Raw genomic sequence first — 17,059 nt, forward strand, 5'->3', positions numbered from 1 at the left:
TTGCAACCTCATATATCAAGTTATCAAAGAACTTCATATAGCTAGTTTATCAAAAGCTTTTGGCTATGCCAAACCGAAATTCATCTCCCACCTACCGTTGGGCTACGCCCTTCACACGCTTGAGGAAGGAGAATTATTTCGGGGAATTCGTTAAAACTAAAACATTTTATTGAAGTTCATTGTACGTTGAAAAGGCGGAGTCTCTTTGGAGACTTCGCCTTTTCGGTATATCATGAATTACAGGAATTACTAGTAGCCTCATAATATTTCCTCATATATTCATGCCTCTGTTTATCTCTTGAGAAACTTTGCACCAGAACCATATATACCCTAGAAACACATGTTTCCCTACAGGAAAGGTGAATTCATCTTCCACTTAACTTATTGGTGCTATGCACCTTCACACAAATTGAGGGGGAAGGTTTCTTGGCTAAAAATAATCTAGATAGTTTAATTTCTAATTGTTCCTGTATCTTTTATTTTAACGTGTGTATTCACACGTATTTTAGCTTTTGAAAAAGCGCGCAACCAATCTTCTTTTACCTTTTTCCATTCTTTATATTGAAAAGATCTAGCGTGTAATGATAAACCAATTGGATCAATTTTATTTCTCTGCATATCCTGTAACATGCCTTGTAATTTTTTATTGAACTCTTCCTGGATTTCATGTTCCAATCTACCTATATTCTTATTACCATGTAAACGAGTTTTAGTTAAGTTTCCGTTGGTTTTTTCAATTAAGGATACATTCATACTTACATCTATATTAAAAATAAATTTACCTTTTTGGAAATCAACACTAATTTTTCTCTTTGCATTTTGTACGAAAACAGACGCATTTGGCTTTTTATCAGATTTTTTTGGAGAAAGAACAAGGTGTAGTATCATCCGACCTGTATTTTTTGACTTATTAATAAGGTTAAAAAACTTCACATCGGTTTTAGGAATCTTCGTTAAGTACTTTCCTTGATGATTTAAAAATGCAATTCCTACCGTATCAATTTCATTATTTGTTTTCTTGATAATGGGAACAGTTTGCGTCATTCCCTGTTCATTTTTTTCTCTCATTAATTGTTGAATTGTAGAAGAGACGGATTGATTATTTTGAATTGAAGACTCGATTACACCATTTATATAAGATGGAAGTGATGGCTTATCAGGCCTATTAACTTTAAACATATCTTCTGCCGGTCCATCAACAAGCACTACTTTAGCATTAATGGTAGCGTAAGGATCACGGTAAGAGGAATCGAGCGCCTGTATCCAATTTTCTTCTTGTGCTAATTTATCCCCAATTAAAATAACTTCAGCTTTGGATGATGTCACATACCCTGTTAATTTCGTATCCATTTTGCTAAATCCATCATATATGGTTGACGCCTGAACCCAATGCTCTACAGTACTGCTTTGCTGTTTATGATGAAAGAGTGGTATGCTTGTGCCCACTTTTATGTTTCCATTAGAAGTACTATCTAAGCCGATTAAAAGGATTAAAGAAACTTTTTCAAGAGGAATTCTCTGACCACAACCAATTAAACATACACAACAGATTACAATCCATATCCATTTTCGAATCAAAGCTGTTTCCTCCTAGTAAACCAAGTAAAAACAATGCTGTAAGCGAAAAAGAAGATTGGTAATAGAATAAAGAAAAGGATATTTAAGATATCCATAAGAGAATATATAAATAAATATTGATCCACATCGGGATTTAGAAAAACGAATAAGCCGACTATTAAAAGCATAAAACCAACCAGCACCCAATTGCGAACGGTTTTTTGAAATAAAATGGTCACAGATTCGAAACTGAAAAATAAATACGGATATATTGTAGTGGAAAATACAATCAAATAGTAAGCGATATATAAAATTTCTAATCGTTCTATGAAAGAAAAACGAACTCCTTTTAACAGATGAAATACTGGCCAAATTACGTCTTTTATCCCCTCCGGACTAAAGTATATATAAGAAAGAATAGTCACATATAGATAGAAAAACATGGTTCCAGTATTCGCTATTAGTATTCCTTTTATGGCTTTTTGTTTTTTTTGTAAGAACGGATAAATAAAATATGCAATTTCTAAGCCCGCATAAGGAGTAATGGTTTCTTTTGTTGCCTTTACAATAGGGTATAAGCCATCTTTAAAAATAGGTAGTAGGTGTAAAGGATTGTAGTTACTCTTTAGTGAAAAAAGAAGAAATAGTGGCATCCAAGTAGTGAAGAAGAAAACAAGCATAGAATAACTAGTAAGAGCCCTTAACCCACTCAGGGTTAAAATAATAAAAGGCAATAGTAATAATATGGAGATTTGATAAGCAGGAGTGGAGGGGAATATCCACACTTTTACAATATCAGTTGCCTTTAATAAAGTATTAAAACCAGCAAAAAATAGATAAAAGGCATATAAAAGAAGAAAAATTGTTCCTAGCCATTTACCAAAGTATGCATTTAAGATCTGAGAGAAATTTTTGTTAGGATTTTTTTGTAACATTAATATAATAATTACGCCAATTATAGAAGTAATTATCCATCCCAGAATGATAGAAATCCAGCCGTCTGTACCAGCGGTAGTGGCAAGAGGGCTTGGCATAATTAGCATACCTGATGCTAGTTGCAGTGAATGAATGAAAACAATATATTCGAATGAAGTTATGTTTTGGAATTTAAGATTCCCCATGTGAACCACCTTCTTTTTTCTTTCTTTGTTTCGGCTGTCCTGTACTCGAGCGGGTGGTGATCATAGAAATTGGAAATCTTACAAAAGAATCTTTTAACTCTTGGAGACGAAATGGTGCAATTGGCAATCCATATGGTGAACCATAGGAAGTTAGTGAAACAAAATGAGCAAATAAGAGCATTAATCCACTAACAATACCTACAATTCCAAAAAAGTAGGCAAATAACATCATTGGAAAACGAATAAGCCGAATACAACTTGATAAATCATAATTAGAAACAACAAATGATGCAATGGCAGTAATAGACACGATAATAACCATAACATTACTCACAAGCCCTGCTTGAACAGCTGCTTGTCCAATTACAATACCTCCAACAATTCCAATGGTTTGTCCAATTGGTTGTGGTAGACGAATACCAGCTTCACGAAGCATTTCTAATGTGATTTCCATAATAAATGCTTCTAGTAAAGGCGAGAAAGGGACTTTAATTCTTGACGTTGCAATAGAAGTATATAGATCTAAAGGAATGATTTCAAAGTGGAATGAAACCATTGCAATATATATTGCGGGTAAAAATATAGCTATAATAAATCCTAAAAATCGTAATAAGCGAAAAGATGATGCAATCAGCCAATGTACATTATAATCATCGGGAGTCTGAAAAAATCCAATTAAATTCATTGGAACGATCATTGCACCAGGAGATCTATCAATTAACACTGCTACTTTACCATCAAGAATATGATTAGAAATAGCATCTGGGCGTTCACTTAAATAAGCCTGTGGAAAGGGAGTCCAATTTTGATCTTTTGTAAAGTTGGACAATTCTCCTACGCTCAATACTGTATCAGTTTTAATTTTACAGATTCTTGTCTCCACTTCCTGTACCACATCTTCGTTAGCTACATCGCCTAAGTAAAGTAAATATACAAAAGTAGTGGCCCGTTCTCCGATTGTCATTTTTTTAATTTTCAATTCAGTAGAAGGAATATATCGACGAATCAGACCTATGTTTTTAGTGACATTCTCAATAAACCCATCATGAGAACCTTTAATGGTAACTTCTGAAATAGGTTCCTGAATTGATCTTTCTGCCCATCCCTTTGTATTAATGAGAAGGGCTTTCTTTTCTCCTTCCATAAACAGTACACATTGTCCCTCAAGTAATCCTTCTTTAATTTCATTCCACGTATATACTATTTTGGTATGAGTAGCAATAATATTAGAATTAAATATTTGACTGTCTTCATTCACTTCTTGTAATAATGGTGTAACAACATTTCCTTTTAATGCAACACCATCTGTAAGGCCTTCAAAATAATATAGTAAAATATTCGTGTTTGTTTTTAATTGCAAAGGATGTTCAATCAAATCTGCACTAATATCAAAGATGTTATCTAATGTATTTTTAAGTTCTTTTAAGTTACTTGTTTGGATTTTTTCAATGGTTTTATCTGTCTTTGTTTCTAGGGTCTTTTCATTTAAGGACAAAATTGACACCTCTTTAATATATAACGATTAGTTGTAGTTATTATTTTTATATGTTTGAATTTTATTCACTAATTTAAACGGATTGAGATCAAGAATAACTAAAATTGAAGTACTATATTATAAATTCAATAATTGAGAGTAAAAAAGTAGATGTAATTTGTGTAGAAATCTAAGTATCAAGATAGAAGTGAAATTTGAATGATTATAATAAAAAAGAACCCTTGATAGGTTCTTTTTAATAGTTGGTAAATATGTTGTCAACAATAGATGGCGATAAAGGTAGTAATTTAGATGTCTTTATGTTACTCAGCTGAATTTTGTAGGAAGAATTATTTTTTCATACCTCAATGCTCAATAAAAAAGGACATTTCATTTATTTGGGTGTTTTAGTGTATTTGAATTTTGCACGCTAACAAATTTTGTTTAGGGACAAAATGTGAAGTTTTATTCTGAAATAACAGAAAGTTAATGCGGCAAAATTCCTATTGGTAATTTGGATAGGTATCAAATATTTCTTTGGCCTTATTTTCTTGATATGACCGTACGTTTATATGTTTCTAAGGGAAAGAAATATTTTCATTTTTATTACCATCTATTGTTTGATTAAGATGGTAACACGAAAATGAAACGTTTACAACCAGAAAATAAAGAAAAAATATTAAAATGCGACTTTTTTCGACAAATATTCCTATAAACCGTTTTGTGTTTTGTAGGAATTAGAAATAACTAAATTAGTAATAATAGCTTAATATATTAAAGTGAAATTCAATGAATAAGAGTCCAAAGGCATGAATTTAAATGATAAAGTTATAATTTTCTTTTTTGAACTGTAAGTGTTTTACAAGTATAGTTAAACTTTAATCCAACTAGCATTTCTTCCTTTTGTCACTAGCTTAATATGGCCAAACAATTGCAAGGAATTTAAAGCCTTACTGATTGTACTCTCTGCTATGTCTGGATATGTGTTACGAATACACTCCTTAGTAAAGGGTTGTTTTTGTTTAAGGATAAAATCCTGAATTCTCTCCACTTTAGTATGCTTACATATAGAATCTAGAACTGTATTATGAAGATCTTTGTACGCCTCTAATATAATAGTTAAAAACGTTTTTAACCAAAAGCTACTATTATGTTCCTCGCAGTACCAATTTACCGAAGATTTATAAATTGAATTGTAATATTCAGATTCGTTTTTCTTAATGTATTTATCCAGACATACATATTTTACAAATGTATTTCCACTCTTAATTAATAGCAATTGCATTAACATAAGTGCCAATCTGCCGTTACCCTGATTAAAAGGGACTATGCAATAAAAATTAAATATAAAACGAGCTATTAATAAAAGTGAATGATGGCCCTTACTAGAATTTAATGAGTTATATTGATCACATAATTGTTCCATTACTTGTGGAATAAGCTCATGTGGAAGAATGCGGTAACTATTTAAGTGCATTCCGTTTTCAGGAATACCTGGAATAGTAAACGGTTTTTCGCGCCATTTGGCACTGTCAGAGGTAATGTAATGTATTAATTGAAAATGTAATTCCTGTATAGTCTCTGGATTGATTAATAAATCACAGGAATTCTTATGTACAAAAGTAAGTGTTTGATAAAAACAAAAGATAGCATCTTCCGAAATATTTTGAGGTACTATATCATCTAAAATAAGTTCTTTTAATCTTTTATTAGGGACTTTTATATCTTCATAGGTAGTAGTAAAGTTTTTTATGTAATGAAGTGGTATGGTTTTTTCTAAGCTAGTAAATATATCAGGATTTTGTTCCTGATAAGCAGCTAATTTTCCTTTTAATTCACTAATTTCACTAATTATATTTAATAGTCTCCTTTTTAATTCAATATTTTTATACCTGTCATCGAAAAAATTTCTCATTTTTATTCCCCCTGTAACCCCTTAACATGCTGTTACATAAATCTTTCCATTCTAAAGATAGTTTACAACATTATTTTGAAATAACAATATATTTATTTGGATTTTGAACTTATTTTAGAATCAAAATTGTTATTTAAATTTGATTAACGAGTTAGAACTTATAATTAATCATGTTTGAATAAAGAATGAATATACACAGATAAAAAATATAGTTTGACTTAAATTCCTTTTTATGAATTTACGAGGTAAAAATATAATTTTAGAATTATTATTAGTGTAGTTTGCTGTATTATTGCTGGGAATTTACTAGAAAGTAACTAATTTTCACAAATAAAATAAAGAAATCTTAAAGAGGAATCAATAGGATCTAATTTGAATAGGCATAATCCTAACATTAAATGTGCAAATGTACAATAATTAAATGAAAAAAATATGAAAATATCGACTTTTTTCGACAAAATAAATTAAATAGAAAAACAATCTAATGTAAGAAAATTGTTGCTTTAGATGGTCTCTGCATTTCATAAATTAATATTGAAGGAATTATCAAATGATTTTTACGAGTAATAAAAGAGTAGATATATAAATTAAATTGTGACAATTATAAAGTTAGTATTCTCCATTTTCATTATTTAATTTAACAAATTTAATAATATTAAGGTGACTTTTCTATATTTAATATAAGTATTTGATGGGGTATGCTCATAAAAAGTGTCATTTTCTATATATCCATGTAGCATTTAGCGCTTGTATTGCGAAATATTTTGACATAAGTTAATTTAAATATTAGGTACAGAAACATTTTAAGGAAAAGAGTCAGTATAAAAGTAACCTGAAAAACGTTTCACCCTAAAAACGTTTTTCCTCAAGAGATTTTCAGGAGCACTAAAGTTTTTTAATTTGTTTCTGTGCCTTATTAGATAAAAATAATATAATAAGTTGTTTAGAAAAGGTGAAAAATTCCCCCATTATAAAATGAATTCATATCACTTAACGTCCGTATGTTCTAGTTAAAGTAGGAATTTAAAGAAAAGGAAAGGGCTAGCTCTAGTTATAATTAGTGCAATAAATAGGGGGCTACTCAAATTTTTTTGTTTGATTTGGTAGGAGTAATATTTACGTTTGTTGGACTAGGTGTTATTAAAGTGCATACCCTTTTTGATTCAACCGATGAGGCGCTAATCAAGGATTTAATCATCTAGAATTTAAAAAGGTTAAATGTGGAACTGAATTTTCTGCTAAATTAGTAGAAACTAAAACAATCCCCTTAAATTGAACTATTCACTACTTAACGTCCTGATAGATTGTTTGAAGTGTTAGTAGGCAAATCTAAAAATAAAAAAGGATATTCTACTCTTCTTTTATGTATATAAAACAAAGTGTAAGGTAAGTTCCAGATCCAAAGTGTTTTATTTAATATTCATTCAATCTCATGCGTACTACTTTTATTTTCTTAAGAGCATGTATTTGCGTGGATGCTCTTAAGAGAATAAAATGCCTAAAAAAATAAGTATAAGCATACATTTTAAAAATTGATATATCGTATATTATAAAAAACTCCTTGTTCTTCAAATAACGAACAATACAATGTGAATGAAACTCTCAGAAGAATTTACATATAGAATTCACCTTAACTCAAAAAAACACATTTTATGCAAAATTATATTTGCTGCTATAGAAGGGTGGGGGTTAACATGACCAAAACTTGGTGTAGGTTCGTATTCCTTGTAAAATAAGTGATTCTTTACTGTTTTCTCTAGTTGTATCTATTAATGATTCATCAGGTTTCCTTCCAGTGGAAGGGACATAAGTTGTTACTACCCTTGGAAATATATTAATAAACACCCATTCAAATTTGTCGATATTTCTATTTCCAAATTCTAATGTTTCAATTGGCTTAATTGTATTTTCTCTATCAAAAAATTTTATTATGTAAAACCTTTTTGAGAGGTCACTACTATGTTCAATAGTCCAAATTAAATTTTCCATTTTCTTGATTTGCAACAAGTCCATTTCCGAAAATCCTTTCATACATAAATATAGCGAATGTTCCTATTCTATACTATATATTTTGAAATTTAAATAGTTATCTTATACGATGGGATAAAAAGAAGTTAATACTCTAAAATTTATCTTAGAAAAGGACACACCTACGCATACATATGCTATAGTTGTGTCCTTTTTTAGTTGTTTATAAGTTTCCTACAGAGTTATTGAAGTAAAGTTTCAACAGTGTCTCCATAGTGAAGTGAGATTCATTATTTAAGATTCATTTAAACCGTATATTAAGTTCATATGAATCGCATATTGGAATTTTACAATATGTGTGTAAGGCGTTTCTGGAATTATATTATTTTGAAAATATAAACTTCAATATACCAAAAAGTAAGAATATTAAACCGTAATAATTTTAGAATATACTTCTAATTAAAAGACGTGCGGAAATGCACGGATAATAAAGGAGAATTTCTTATGACAATGTATAAAAGTGAAATGAAAAAGAGTGTAATAACTGAAGAGGATGTAGATATGTTAAAAATAATGGCACATCCAATTCGATTGCAAATTATAAACGAGTTAATTCAGTATAAAAAATGTAATGTTACACAATTGACGGAGCTTTTAAAAATTCCACAATCTACTGTTTCCCAACATTTATCGAAAATGAGAGGCAAGGTGCTAAAGGCTGAAAGAAAAGGCTTAGAGATGTACAATTATATTACTAATTTAAAGGCGAGTCAGATTGTAGGGATTTTAGGTTTGTAAATAAACAAAACTTCACACATATCATTATAAGTAAAGCACAGAATAATCCCCCCACAAATAAGTGGGGGATTTCTTTTATGACAAAATATCAGTTTTTTTGAGGAGTGTCACGATAGTCACCATGTTCTAATGTGTTATTAGTATATGAAAAATTTTGAAAGTGCTAAAATGCTTGATATTATTCACTAGAAGTTATGTCGCAAAAATCTTTTAATTTCATCAAAAGCTAAGTGACGATGACCAGCCTGACAATGTTGTTCACCACCAGTTTTCTTAGTGAAAACTACAGAAGTGATGGAGGCTGCATTACATAGCTCCGATTCGATTTGCGGTAATCGGCTAATTGGAACGTACTGATCGTCTTCACCAGCCAGGAGCAATACTTCTTGATTTATGAACTGACCGATTCCTGCCATCGTATGTTTTTCAAAGTTTTTAAGTAAGTTAAATGGCGTTTTTTCACCTGTATTTTCCATACCTTTTTTAACTTTCCAGTTCAGGTCGATGCTGGTGGCCATCATTTGTTTAAACATGGTATTAATTTTGTCAGCTTCATTAGTAGCCAGAAGCGTGGTCAATTTATTCCAGATATTTTCCGGCATGCGCATCTTGAGTGCATCAAGGCCACTATAAAAAATATTAAAGGCGATGACTTTGTCGATTCGTTTTTCAAAAGCGGCGGCACGCATTGCCAAGTAGCCGCCCCAAGAAGCTCCGAGAATACTAACACGGTCAAGTTTGAAATAGTCAATGACTGTGGAAACGGGCTTCTCCCAGTTGTGGATGAATTTTAAGCCGTTTTTCAGTGCTGTTCCTTGTCCAGGTCCATCAAAAACTATAATATTATAATTGATTCCTATGAGGTAGTTCATCATCTTCATCATTTCCTCCATGTAGGAATCGTAGCCTCCAAAGAAAAGTAGTGTACTACATGCGCCTGGTGTCATGAATTTGATTGCAGGAAGATAGGAATCTTCATAAGGAATTTGATAGGTTTCATACTCAAAGTCATGAAAGCCCTTATAAAAAGTTTCACGGTATTTTTGGTACACTTTTTCTTTTTTTTGATTGGATGATTCCATATAAAACTCGGCAGCCTGATAATAAACCGAAGCCAGATCGAAGTCTTTCTGATGCTCCCGCATTGCTGCATATTCTATCCAAGTGTTATACCAGCTGTCCGTGTCTGTAAGTCTTGGGATGATGGCTTGCAAATCCTGATTTGCCCGCTCATCGTCTTGATAGAAATCGTTGAAAAAACGGTTAATTTGCAAATTGAACTGTTCGTTGTTTACATACTGTTTAAACATAAAATCCCTCCTTATATTTGACTACAAGGTAAGGATAAGAGAAGTATATTATAGAAACAACAAGCAGGAAAGGGTAAGAAGTACGAAATCGAACCATAAGGATATAAATGGTTTGATAAGCAACTTTGGGAAGGAGATTGATTATTAATGGGAGAGGATGTTCGCGTTTATAAAACGAAGAAAAATATTTCTAATACACTTATTACCCTCTTGAACGAAAAAGAGTTTGGGCGAATTACAACTAAAGATATTTGCATACATGCTATGGTGAGTAAGTCCACATTTTACAGCCATTTTGCAGATAAATATGATCTTTTGGAAAAATTAGTGCAAAATTATGTCTGCTGGTTCAAGGAAGAAATTGAATTTCGTTTCGCATTAATAGAGAATGGAAATGTGGCTCAAGCTATTAATATGATAACCGATAAGATCTCAGCGCGAAAAAAAGAGATTTCAACTTTACTCCATGTACGTGTTCCCTCAGCGGATTTACGTTTAGAATTAGAATCCATTTTATATAATGCCTGCTATTCCTATTTGAAAGAGCAGCAGGTTGAAGTAAGTGTGCCGATTGACTTTGTAGCTCAGTTGTATACAGCAAACGCAATGGTGTCAATCAATTGGTCGCTGAGCAACGATAAAAATCCAGATGTGGTTGAACTAATCGATAATATGCAGGGATATGTTTTTGATCTGATTTTGTCAGGTGGCGAGAGAATGTAATAAATCATGAAATCTGCTTAATAATGTAGTTATCGTGTGGGGGGTGGTTGTAAAAAATTAAGTAATCGATATTTGGATTTTTTGTGAATCTTTATTGGTTTTTTATAAACTCTTTACTACATAATGTTACAAAATAGAATTAATTTGCTTAATTTAGCCCCATATCAGGTTAATAAATAAACTAAATGTGTTTATGTTATTGAACTATTAATATATTAGTAGGTGATTTGTTCGTTTATCCCTATATTGCTATTATATTAGCATAAACAATATATTGGGGGGACAAGTATGAATTTGAAGTTAACACCTAAGTTAGAAAGATTAAGAAAAAGTAAAAAAGGAATTGGTGCTTGTGTTTTAGCTGTAGGGTTGACGGCAATTACAATGATTCCTCAAAGTGCATATGCACATGGGTTTGTTGAAAAGCCGAGTAGTCGTGCTGCTTTATGTAGTCAGAATTATGGAGCATTAAATTTAAATTGTGGAAATGTAATGTACGAACCTCAAAGTCTAGAAGCACCTAAAGGATTCCCAGATGGTGGACCGATTGATGGGAAAATCGCTTCGGCAGGAGAACTGTTTGGAGGGATTCTTGACCAACAAACATCAAATCGCTGGTTCAAAAACACAATAAAGGGGGGAGCAAATACATTTACATGGAAATACACAGCGGCACATTCTACAAGTAAATGGCATTATTACATTACCAAAAAGGGATGGGATCCTAATAAACCATTAACACGTGCTGAATTAGAACCAATTGGAACTGTGAAACATGACGGTTCGGCAGCATCAAATAATTTAACGCATACAATTAATGTACCAACTGATCGCAATGGTTATCATGTTATTTTAGCTGTATGGGATGTAGCAGATACGTCAAATGCGTTTTATAATGTAATTGATGTAAATCTAGTAAATAATGAAGCTCCCGATACAGTAGCTCCAAGTCAACCAACTGGATTAAATGCGTCTAAAGTTTCTGCCAATAGTGTTGAACTAACATGGAAGGCCTCAAATGATAATATAGGCGTAAAAGAATATCAAGTGTTACGTAATGGAGAAGTAATTGGTACGGTACTAGGTACAACTTTTACTGATAAAAAACTAAAAGCAAATACGGAATATACCTATACAATAAAGGCATTAGACGCTGCTGGAAACATATCAAAAGAAAGTGAAAAACTAAAGGTTAAGACAACAAATGAAACTCCAGATAAAGAGGCTCCGACTCAACCAAAAGGATTACATAGTATGGGTACAACAGCGACAACTGTTGATTTGATGTGGAGTGCGTCTGAAGATAATGTAGGTGTTGATCATTATGTTGTATATAGAGAAAGCACTGGGGTTATGAATAAAATTGGGACAGCGGATAATACATCCTTTATGGATAAAGATTTAAAAACTAATACATCGTATAAATATGTAGTGACGGCGGTTGATTTAGCTGGAAATGAGTCTAGTAGAAGTGATGTTTTAACTGTAGCAACAAAACTAGAGGACTCTACTTATGAAAAATGGGATGCAAGAAAAGCATACAATAAAGGTGATAAAGTAGTACATGAGGGAAAAGTGTATGAAGCGATTCAAAGTTATCAAGGGAACGGCGATCCAAATTGGATTTTTGCACTATCGCTTTGGAAGCCAGTTTTAAATAAATGATAAGTGGAAAAGGGTAGTTATCACTTATTCTATGTGCAATACCGGAACAGGGGTGCAATTTTTACTCTTCATCCCAATATATACGAAATGAAATTATTAAAGAACCCCAATGGTATTCCATCAAAAAGGAATTCCATTGGGATTCTTTATTTTTTAATTTGTAATAGCGTATATTTTCACTGTAAATTTGTTAGTGGCACCAAGTGGGCTTGCAATATAATATTTAGCATTCGTATAAGCTTCAGTCCTAGATCCATGTGAAATATTTTTCCAACGAGTAGAATCTGTACCTAGGGAAACGTCAATCATTACATTGAAAGAGATAGAAGAAGGATGATCTTTTTCTGAAGGCTCAATAATCCATTTTAATTCCTTAGTACCTACAGGTAAACTATCAATTTTAAAGTTTTGACTGGATCGATTTTGTTGTCCGGATAAAGGGCTAGATTCGGATGAAATTTGCGAAATTAATATTTCTTTTTCATTCGAATGTATACCATTTAATTTAATGATACTATCAATTAAACCTGGACCAGGAAAATCAGCTGCGATAATACCAGAATGTTTAATTCCACCTTGTTGCAAGAGTTCGGTCCCAAGTGTATTCATTCCACCATAAAATACTTGACCATTTATATCACGAGGGAAATCTTCCCACGCATTAGTTGTAGCTTTTTGAATCATCTTGGGGTTACTATCAGTATTTCTGCTCTCTTTACCACTTGCAACAAACCAAGGATAAACATTATTTAATAATGCAGCAGCACCACCTGTGCCACTAAAATGGTTAAGATAGATTTTATCATTGTTAAAATTATTATTTGCATTTTGAAGGTGGGTTCTCACCGCATTCCATTTTTCATACATTCCGTCTGGTCCGTTTTCAATTTCAAATGTATCTTGTATATTTAAGCTATCGTAATTAATACCATATTGCTGAGAGGCTGTAAAGTTTTGTAAGATTACAATTTTCCCTCGGATGTCTCCTAGAGTAGGGTTATTTCTTTTTGAAGCTGGTACAGAACTTGGATCCCAAAAATAAGAAGAATTAAGGTCTTTGTATTTATTAAGTATTTCCTCGAATGATAGTGAGCCACTTTCAGGAGTAGTTTCTTCTTTTAAGCGCATTAAAATTGTTTCTGTAGGATGATCTTTTAAAAATTGAATTGCCTCTTTTAATACATCTTCAAACATTGCTTTTTGATTTACAATCCCATGGTACATTGCAAAAGAATCTTTTACACGTTTAACACGCATATCTACATATCGAATTCCGGAATTTAATTGTTGTGGTAGACTCATAGTTTGATTTCTTGTCAAATTTTCATCAAGAAAACTTGCTCCATGTAAAGCCATTGTACCGTGAGTCCCTGGAATAGATATTTCACTCAATTTTGTTGAATCTGCTACTTTCGACATCCATGCTGGGTTTTGATAGCCTATATTGGATTCATAGGAATAACCTGGATGACTATCAGCAAAAATAGTAGATGGTGTACTTAAACTTGCTAGTGTGAAACAAGTAAGGATACTAATTTTAAAAAAATTCCTCATTTTTATTTTGTTCATTTTATCTCTCCTGACTTTTAAACAATAGATATAATAAAACAAGATGATTTTTTACTACATCTATTGTTTTCATTCTTAAAGTAATGAATTTTTGTGTTTGAAAAAATCAAAATAGGGTAGGAAGTTATTTGAGATTTTAATAGTTTGTTGTAATAAATTGTATCTAATAGTCAAACGGATTCTTAAAGAATTGAAGCATAGATAGGTAAAAAACAAACTTTCCGCTGTACTGTATACAAACAAAACAGAAGTCTTAAAAAAGACTTCTATTTTGTGACATATAATGAATGATAAGGTGGTTAACAAATCAAGATAATGTGACTGAGTGGTAAAAATCTATTTATAGCTGTTTCAGAATTTTTTATAACAAGGTTACTTATGAAAAATGGGACTCTGTTAGGCTAACAAAAATTAAGAAATTCTACTCATTAAAACTTAAACTAACTACAGTTGCGATAGATTGGGCTGCATGTTCCCAGCTTCCATCTATCACTTTTCCAATCTGTTGACCAAGTGCATTTAAATCATTTGGATTAACTGGAATCCCATTATACGCAGCAAGAATTGATAAAAGTGGAGCAGCAAATGGTGTCCAACCACCTCTATCAATATTAAATACAGGCTTATCTATTACCTTTCCATCTTGCACTGTAAACTCATAATAAAATTGATCATCTGGACGAAAACTTAAATGATGAGAAATTTGTCCCTTAACATATGTTTTACCGCCACCTAAATTTACTACTTCAATTGGTTTTACATTAAATTCATGCTCAAATACTTTTATTTTTTTGACTTCTGGACCATTTAAGGCAGCGTCAACTGCTGTTTCCAAATTATTTTGTGCAAATGGTTGAATACTCATCTGTGTCTCTTCTTGTTGGATAGGAGCCTCTTTTTCAGCAGCAAACACCGATGTACTTGGTAGTGCACCTGTAGCCAATGTAGCTGCAAGCGCAGTCGTCATAATGACTTTTCTTTTCTTCTTCATAGTTTTCTTCCTCCTTTTAAGTTATGATATATAATCTTTTAAAGACTGACACGGGCAATATTTTGTTTCATAATGCACGCAAAAAACTAGTTTAAGAATTATGTGAAAATATGTCAGAAAATTAAAGTTAATTATATATGCACTTACAATGATAGCTATCTACACATGTTTTTTCAATTTTCTAACAAATAATACAGTAATACCTTTTCATAAGGCAATTTAGTGTTTCAATTCTCTCTTTGTACGTTTTAAACAAATTAAAATCGTAGTGGTAATAATATATTTGTAATCAAATGTCGTATATACTTCGAGAAAAGTACACAATATTTTTATAAAAAACTATAGGAATTATCATGATATAGTTATCAAACTAAGTAAGATAAATGTTAATATTATGAAGAGATTCCAGTGATCCGCTATAAAATTACTGAAAAATGAGCATGACATCATACACACATGCGATTGAAAAATTTTATAAGTGGCGTATAAAACTATAACAAATTCTACAAATCAATTAAAAAATTTCAGTTATTCTGAATGCGAAGGGCACGTAATATTTATTGTGAACTGTAGTACTGATTAAGATTTTAGGAGGAAGTATGAACAAGAAGACTAAAAGAATCATATTAATTATTGGTATATTAGTAGGCATTAGTATCTTTTTATATTTACAAAACAATTTAATAAGTATAACTGAGGTTAAAATAACCTCTAGTAAAATTCCCTCTTCTTTTAAAGGATATAAAATACTACAAATTTCAGATTTACATAATAAAAAATTTGGTGATAATCAAGACGTTTTAATTCAAAAAGTAAAAAGCATAAATCCAGATATTATTGCTATTACGGGTGATTTAATAGACAGTAAATCGTACGATGCAGAAATGAGTATGCAAGTAATACGAGAACTTGTGAAGGAATATCCGGTATATTTTGTGACAGGAAATCATGAAAAATGGTCAGGAAAATATAACAGTTTAGAAAAAAATTTAAAGAAACAGCATGTCACTGTTTTAAGAAATGAACATGTAATAATACAAAAGGGAGGACACGAAATAAACTTGTTAGGAATTGATGATCCGGAATTTAATACTGGAGATATTGATGAAGGAAGTATTGTAAAAGATGCAATTGTAAAAGCAAAAATTGAAACGCAGCCAGATAGGTATAATGTATTATTATCCCATAGGCCTGAATTTCTAGAAGAGTATGCTGAGGAGAAAGTAGATTTAGTGTTATCGGGTCATGCACATGGGGGACAAGTTCGGTTACCTTTTATCGGGGGATTAGTTGCTCCTAATCAAGGAATACTGCCCAAATATACAGCGGGTTTATATGAACAACAAAATACGTCTATGATAGTTAGTAGAGGATTAGGCAATAGTATCATTCCGCAAAGAGTTTTTAATAGACCTGAGATTGTAGTCGTGCAGTTAAATTAATCTGTATGGCTTTTTTGTTCAGGAGAATAATTTAAAGGTAGTTTTTCTTGAGTACAAGTTTCCATTACAATTTTGTTAAAATTTTTCAACGTTACATAAAGTAACAAAATTTGACCTATTGAGTTTGTTATAGTGTAAATAATCAAAAAACTTAAAAATTAGTCGAGTTAAAATAGTTATTATTAAGCAATATTAAAAATATAAAGGGGTGTACAAATGCATAAAGAATTTGAAATTGAAGAATATACGGCGATTGAGGAGCAAATTCATTATTATAGTACGTCTTTATTAGTAAGTCATCCTGAGCAAATTGTAAAGTATTTAGAAAAACGGTTGGAAAAGTATGCAGAAACGTTACAATATGCACATTTATATCCGGAAACGGTTATATTACCAATACAGCAAATAGTTATCGAATATTCTTTAGATGTTGCTAGAATTAGAAGGTATTTAAATTTAAAAACATAACAAAAATCGAATAATTTACAATGAAACAGAGTCGACTTTAAGAAAAGATATTCTAATG

The 17,059-nt window shown here is 31.5% G+C and carries 13 protein-coding genes; 5 read left to right on the forward strand and 8 right to left on the reverse strand.

What is annotated here, in order from left to right:
* Positions 1-450 precede the first annotated feature (450 nt).
* The 5 genes from ABH960_RS24300 to ABH960_RS24320 all read right to left on the reverse strand — a co-directional run bounded on the left by ABH960_RS24300 (position 451) and on the right by ABH960_RS24320 (position 8,080).
* Positions 451-1,578 carry a Ger(x)C family spore germination protein gene (locus tag ABH960_RS24300; protein ID WP_404448896.1) on the reverse strand — a complete coding sequence of 376 codons (1,128 nt, stop codon included), beginning with the start codon at positions 1,576-1,578 and terminating at the stop codon, positions 451-453.
* Complete coding sequence (locus ABH960_RS24305; RefSeq protein ID WP_404448898.1) at positions 1,575-2,678, reverse strand: GerAB/ArcD/ProY family transporter; 1,104 nt, start codon at positions 2,676-2,678, stop codon at positions 1,575-1,577. The genes ABH960_RS24300 and ABH960_RS24305 overlap by 4 nt, the downstream gene beginning before the upstream one ends.
* A complete protein-coding gene (locus ABH960_RS24310) occupies positions 2,665-4,173 on the reverse strand; it encodes a spore germination protein (protein WP_002185801.1) in 1,509 nt (502 codons plus the stop codon). Before ABH960_RS24310 ends, ABH960_RS24305 begins: the two co-directional genes overlap by 14 nt.
* A gap of 850 nt (positions 4,174-5,023) precedes the next feature.
* Positions 5,024-6,067 carry a Fic family protein gene (locus ABH960_RS24315; RefSeq protein ID WP_016091364.1) on the reverse strand — a complete coding sequence of 348 codons (1,044 nt, stop codon included), beginning with the start codon at positions 6,065-6,067 and terminating at the stop codon, positions 5,024-5,026.
* A gap of 1,689 nt (positions 6,068-7,756) precedes the next feature.
* Complete coding sequence (locus tag ABH960_RS24320; RefSeq protein ID WP_002127477.1) at positions 7,757-8,080, reverse strand: hypothetical protein; 324 nt, start codon at positions 8,078-8,080, stop codon at positions 7,757-7,759.
* A 459-nt stretch (positions 8,081-8,539) separates the two neighbouring features.
* On the opposite strand from ABH960_RS24320, the gene ABH960_RS24325 reads away from it, so the two are divergent.
* Positions 8,540-8,833, forward strand: a complete 294-nt coding sequence (locus ABH960_RS24325) for an ArsR/SmtB family transcription factor (RefSeq protein WP_002141834.1) — start codon at positions 8,540-8,542, stop codon at positions 8,831-8,833.
* A 185-nt stretch (positions 8,834-9,018) separates the two neighbouring features.
* Here the strand turns inward: ABH960_RS24325 and ABH960_RS24330 are convergent, their stop codons facing one another.
* Positions 9,019-10,143 carry an alpha/beta hydrolase family protein gene (locus tag ABH960_RS24330; protein WP_404448901.1) on the reverse strand — a complete coding sequence of 375 codons (1,125 nt, stop codon included), beginning with the start codon at positions 10,141-10,143 and terminating at the stop codon, positions 9,019-9,021.
* A gap of 147 nt (positions 10,144-10,290) precedes the next feature.
* Between ABH960_RS24330 and ABH960_RS24335 the strand changes: the two genes are divergently transcribed.
* Both ABH960_RS24335 and ABH960_RS24340 read left to right on the forward strand, forming a co-directional pair.
* Positions 10,291-10,866, forward strand: coding sequence for a TetR/AcrR family transcriptional regulator (locus ABH960_RS24335; RefSeq protein WP_404448903.1), 576 nt, complete (start codon positions 10,291-10,293; stop codon positions 10,864-10,866).
* A 288-nt stretch (positions 10,867-11,154) separates the two neighbouring features.
* Positions 11,155-12,531, forward strand: coding sequence for a lytic polysaccharide monooxygenase (locus tag ABH960_RS24340; protein ID WP_404448906.1), 1,377 nt, complete (start codon positions 11,155-11,157; stop codon positions 12,529-12,531).
* A 153-nt stretch (positions 12,532-12,684) separates the two neighbouring features.
* On the opposite strand, the gene ABH960_RS24345 is transcribed toward ABH960_RS24340, so the two are convergent.
* The gene (locus tag ABH960_RS24345) at positions 12,685-14,100 is read right to left on the reverse strand and encodes a phosphatidylinositol-specific phospholipase C (protein ID WP_404448908.1); all 1,416 of its coding nucleotides are present in this window, start codon (positions 14,098-14,100) and stop codon (positions 12,685-12,687) included.
* 421 nt (positions 14,101-14,521) lie between these two features.
* Complete coding sequence (locus ABH960_RS24350) at positions 14,522-15,091, reverse strand: methyltransferase (RefSeq protein WP_404448910.1); 570 nt, start codon at positions 15,089-15,091, stop codon at positions 14,522-14,524.
* A 599-nt stretch (positions 15,092-15,690) separates the two neighbouring features.
* Between ABH960_RS24350 and ABH960_RS24355 the strand changes: the two genes are divergently transcribed.
* Together ABH960_RS24355 and ABH960_RS24360 are read left to right on the forward strand one after the other, a co-directional pair.
* Positions 15,691-16,533: a metallophosphoesterase gene (locus ABH960_RS24355; protein WP_404448912.1), complete on the forward strand. Its 843-nt coding sequence runs from the start codon at positions 15,691-15,693 to the stop codon at positions 16,531-16,533.
* Between the two features lie 216 nt (positions 16,534-16,749).
* The gene (locus ABH960_RS24360) at positions 16,750-17,001 is read left to right on the forward strand and encodes a hypothetical protein (RefSeq protein WP_002017002.1); all 252 of its coding nucleotides are present in this window, start codon (positions 16,750-16,752) and stop codon (positions 16,999-17,001) included.
* Positions 17,002-17,059 lie beyond the last annotated feature (58 nt).

The organism is Bacillus sp. RC252, from assembly GCF_044909215.1.
In the GTDB taxonomy this organism is placed as follows: Bacteria; Bacillota; Bacilli; order Bacillales; family Bacillaceae_G; genus Bacillus_A; species Bacillus_A mycoides.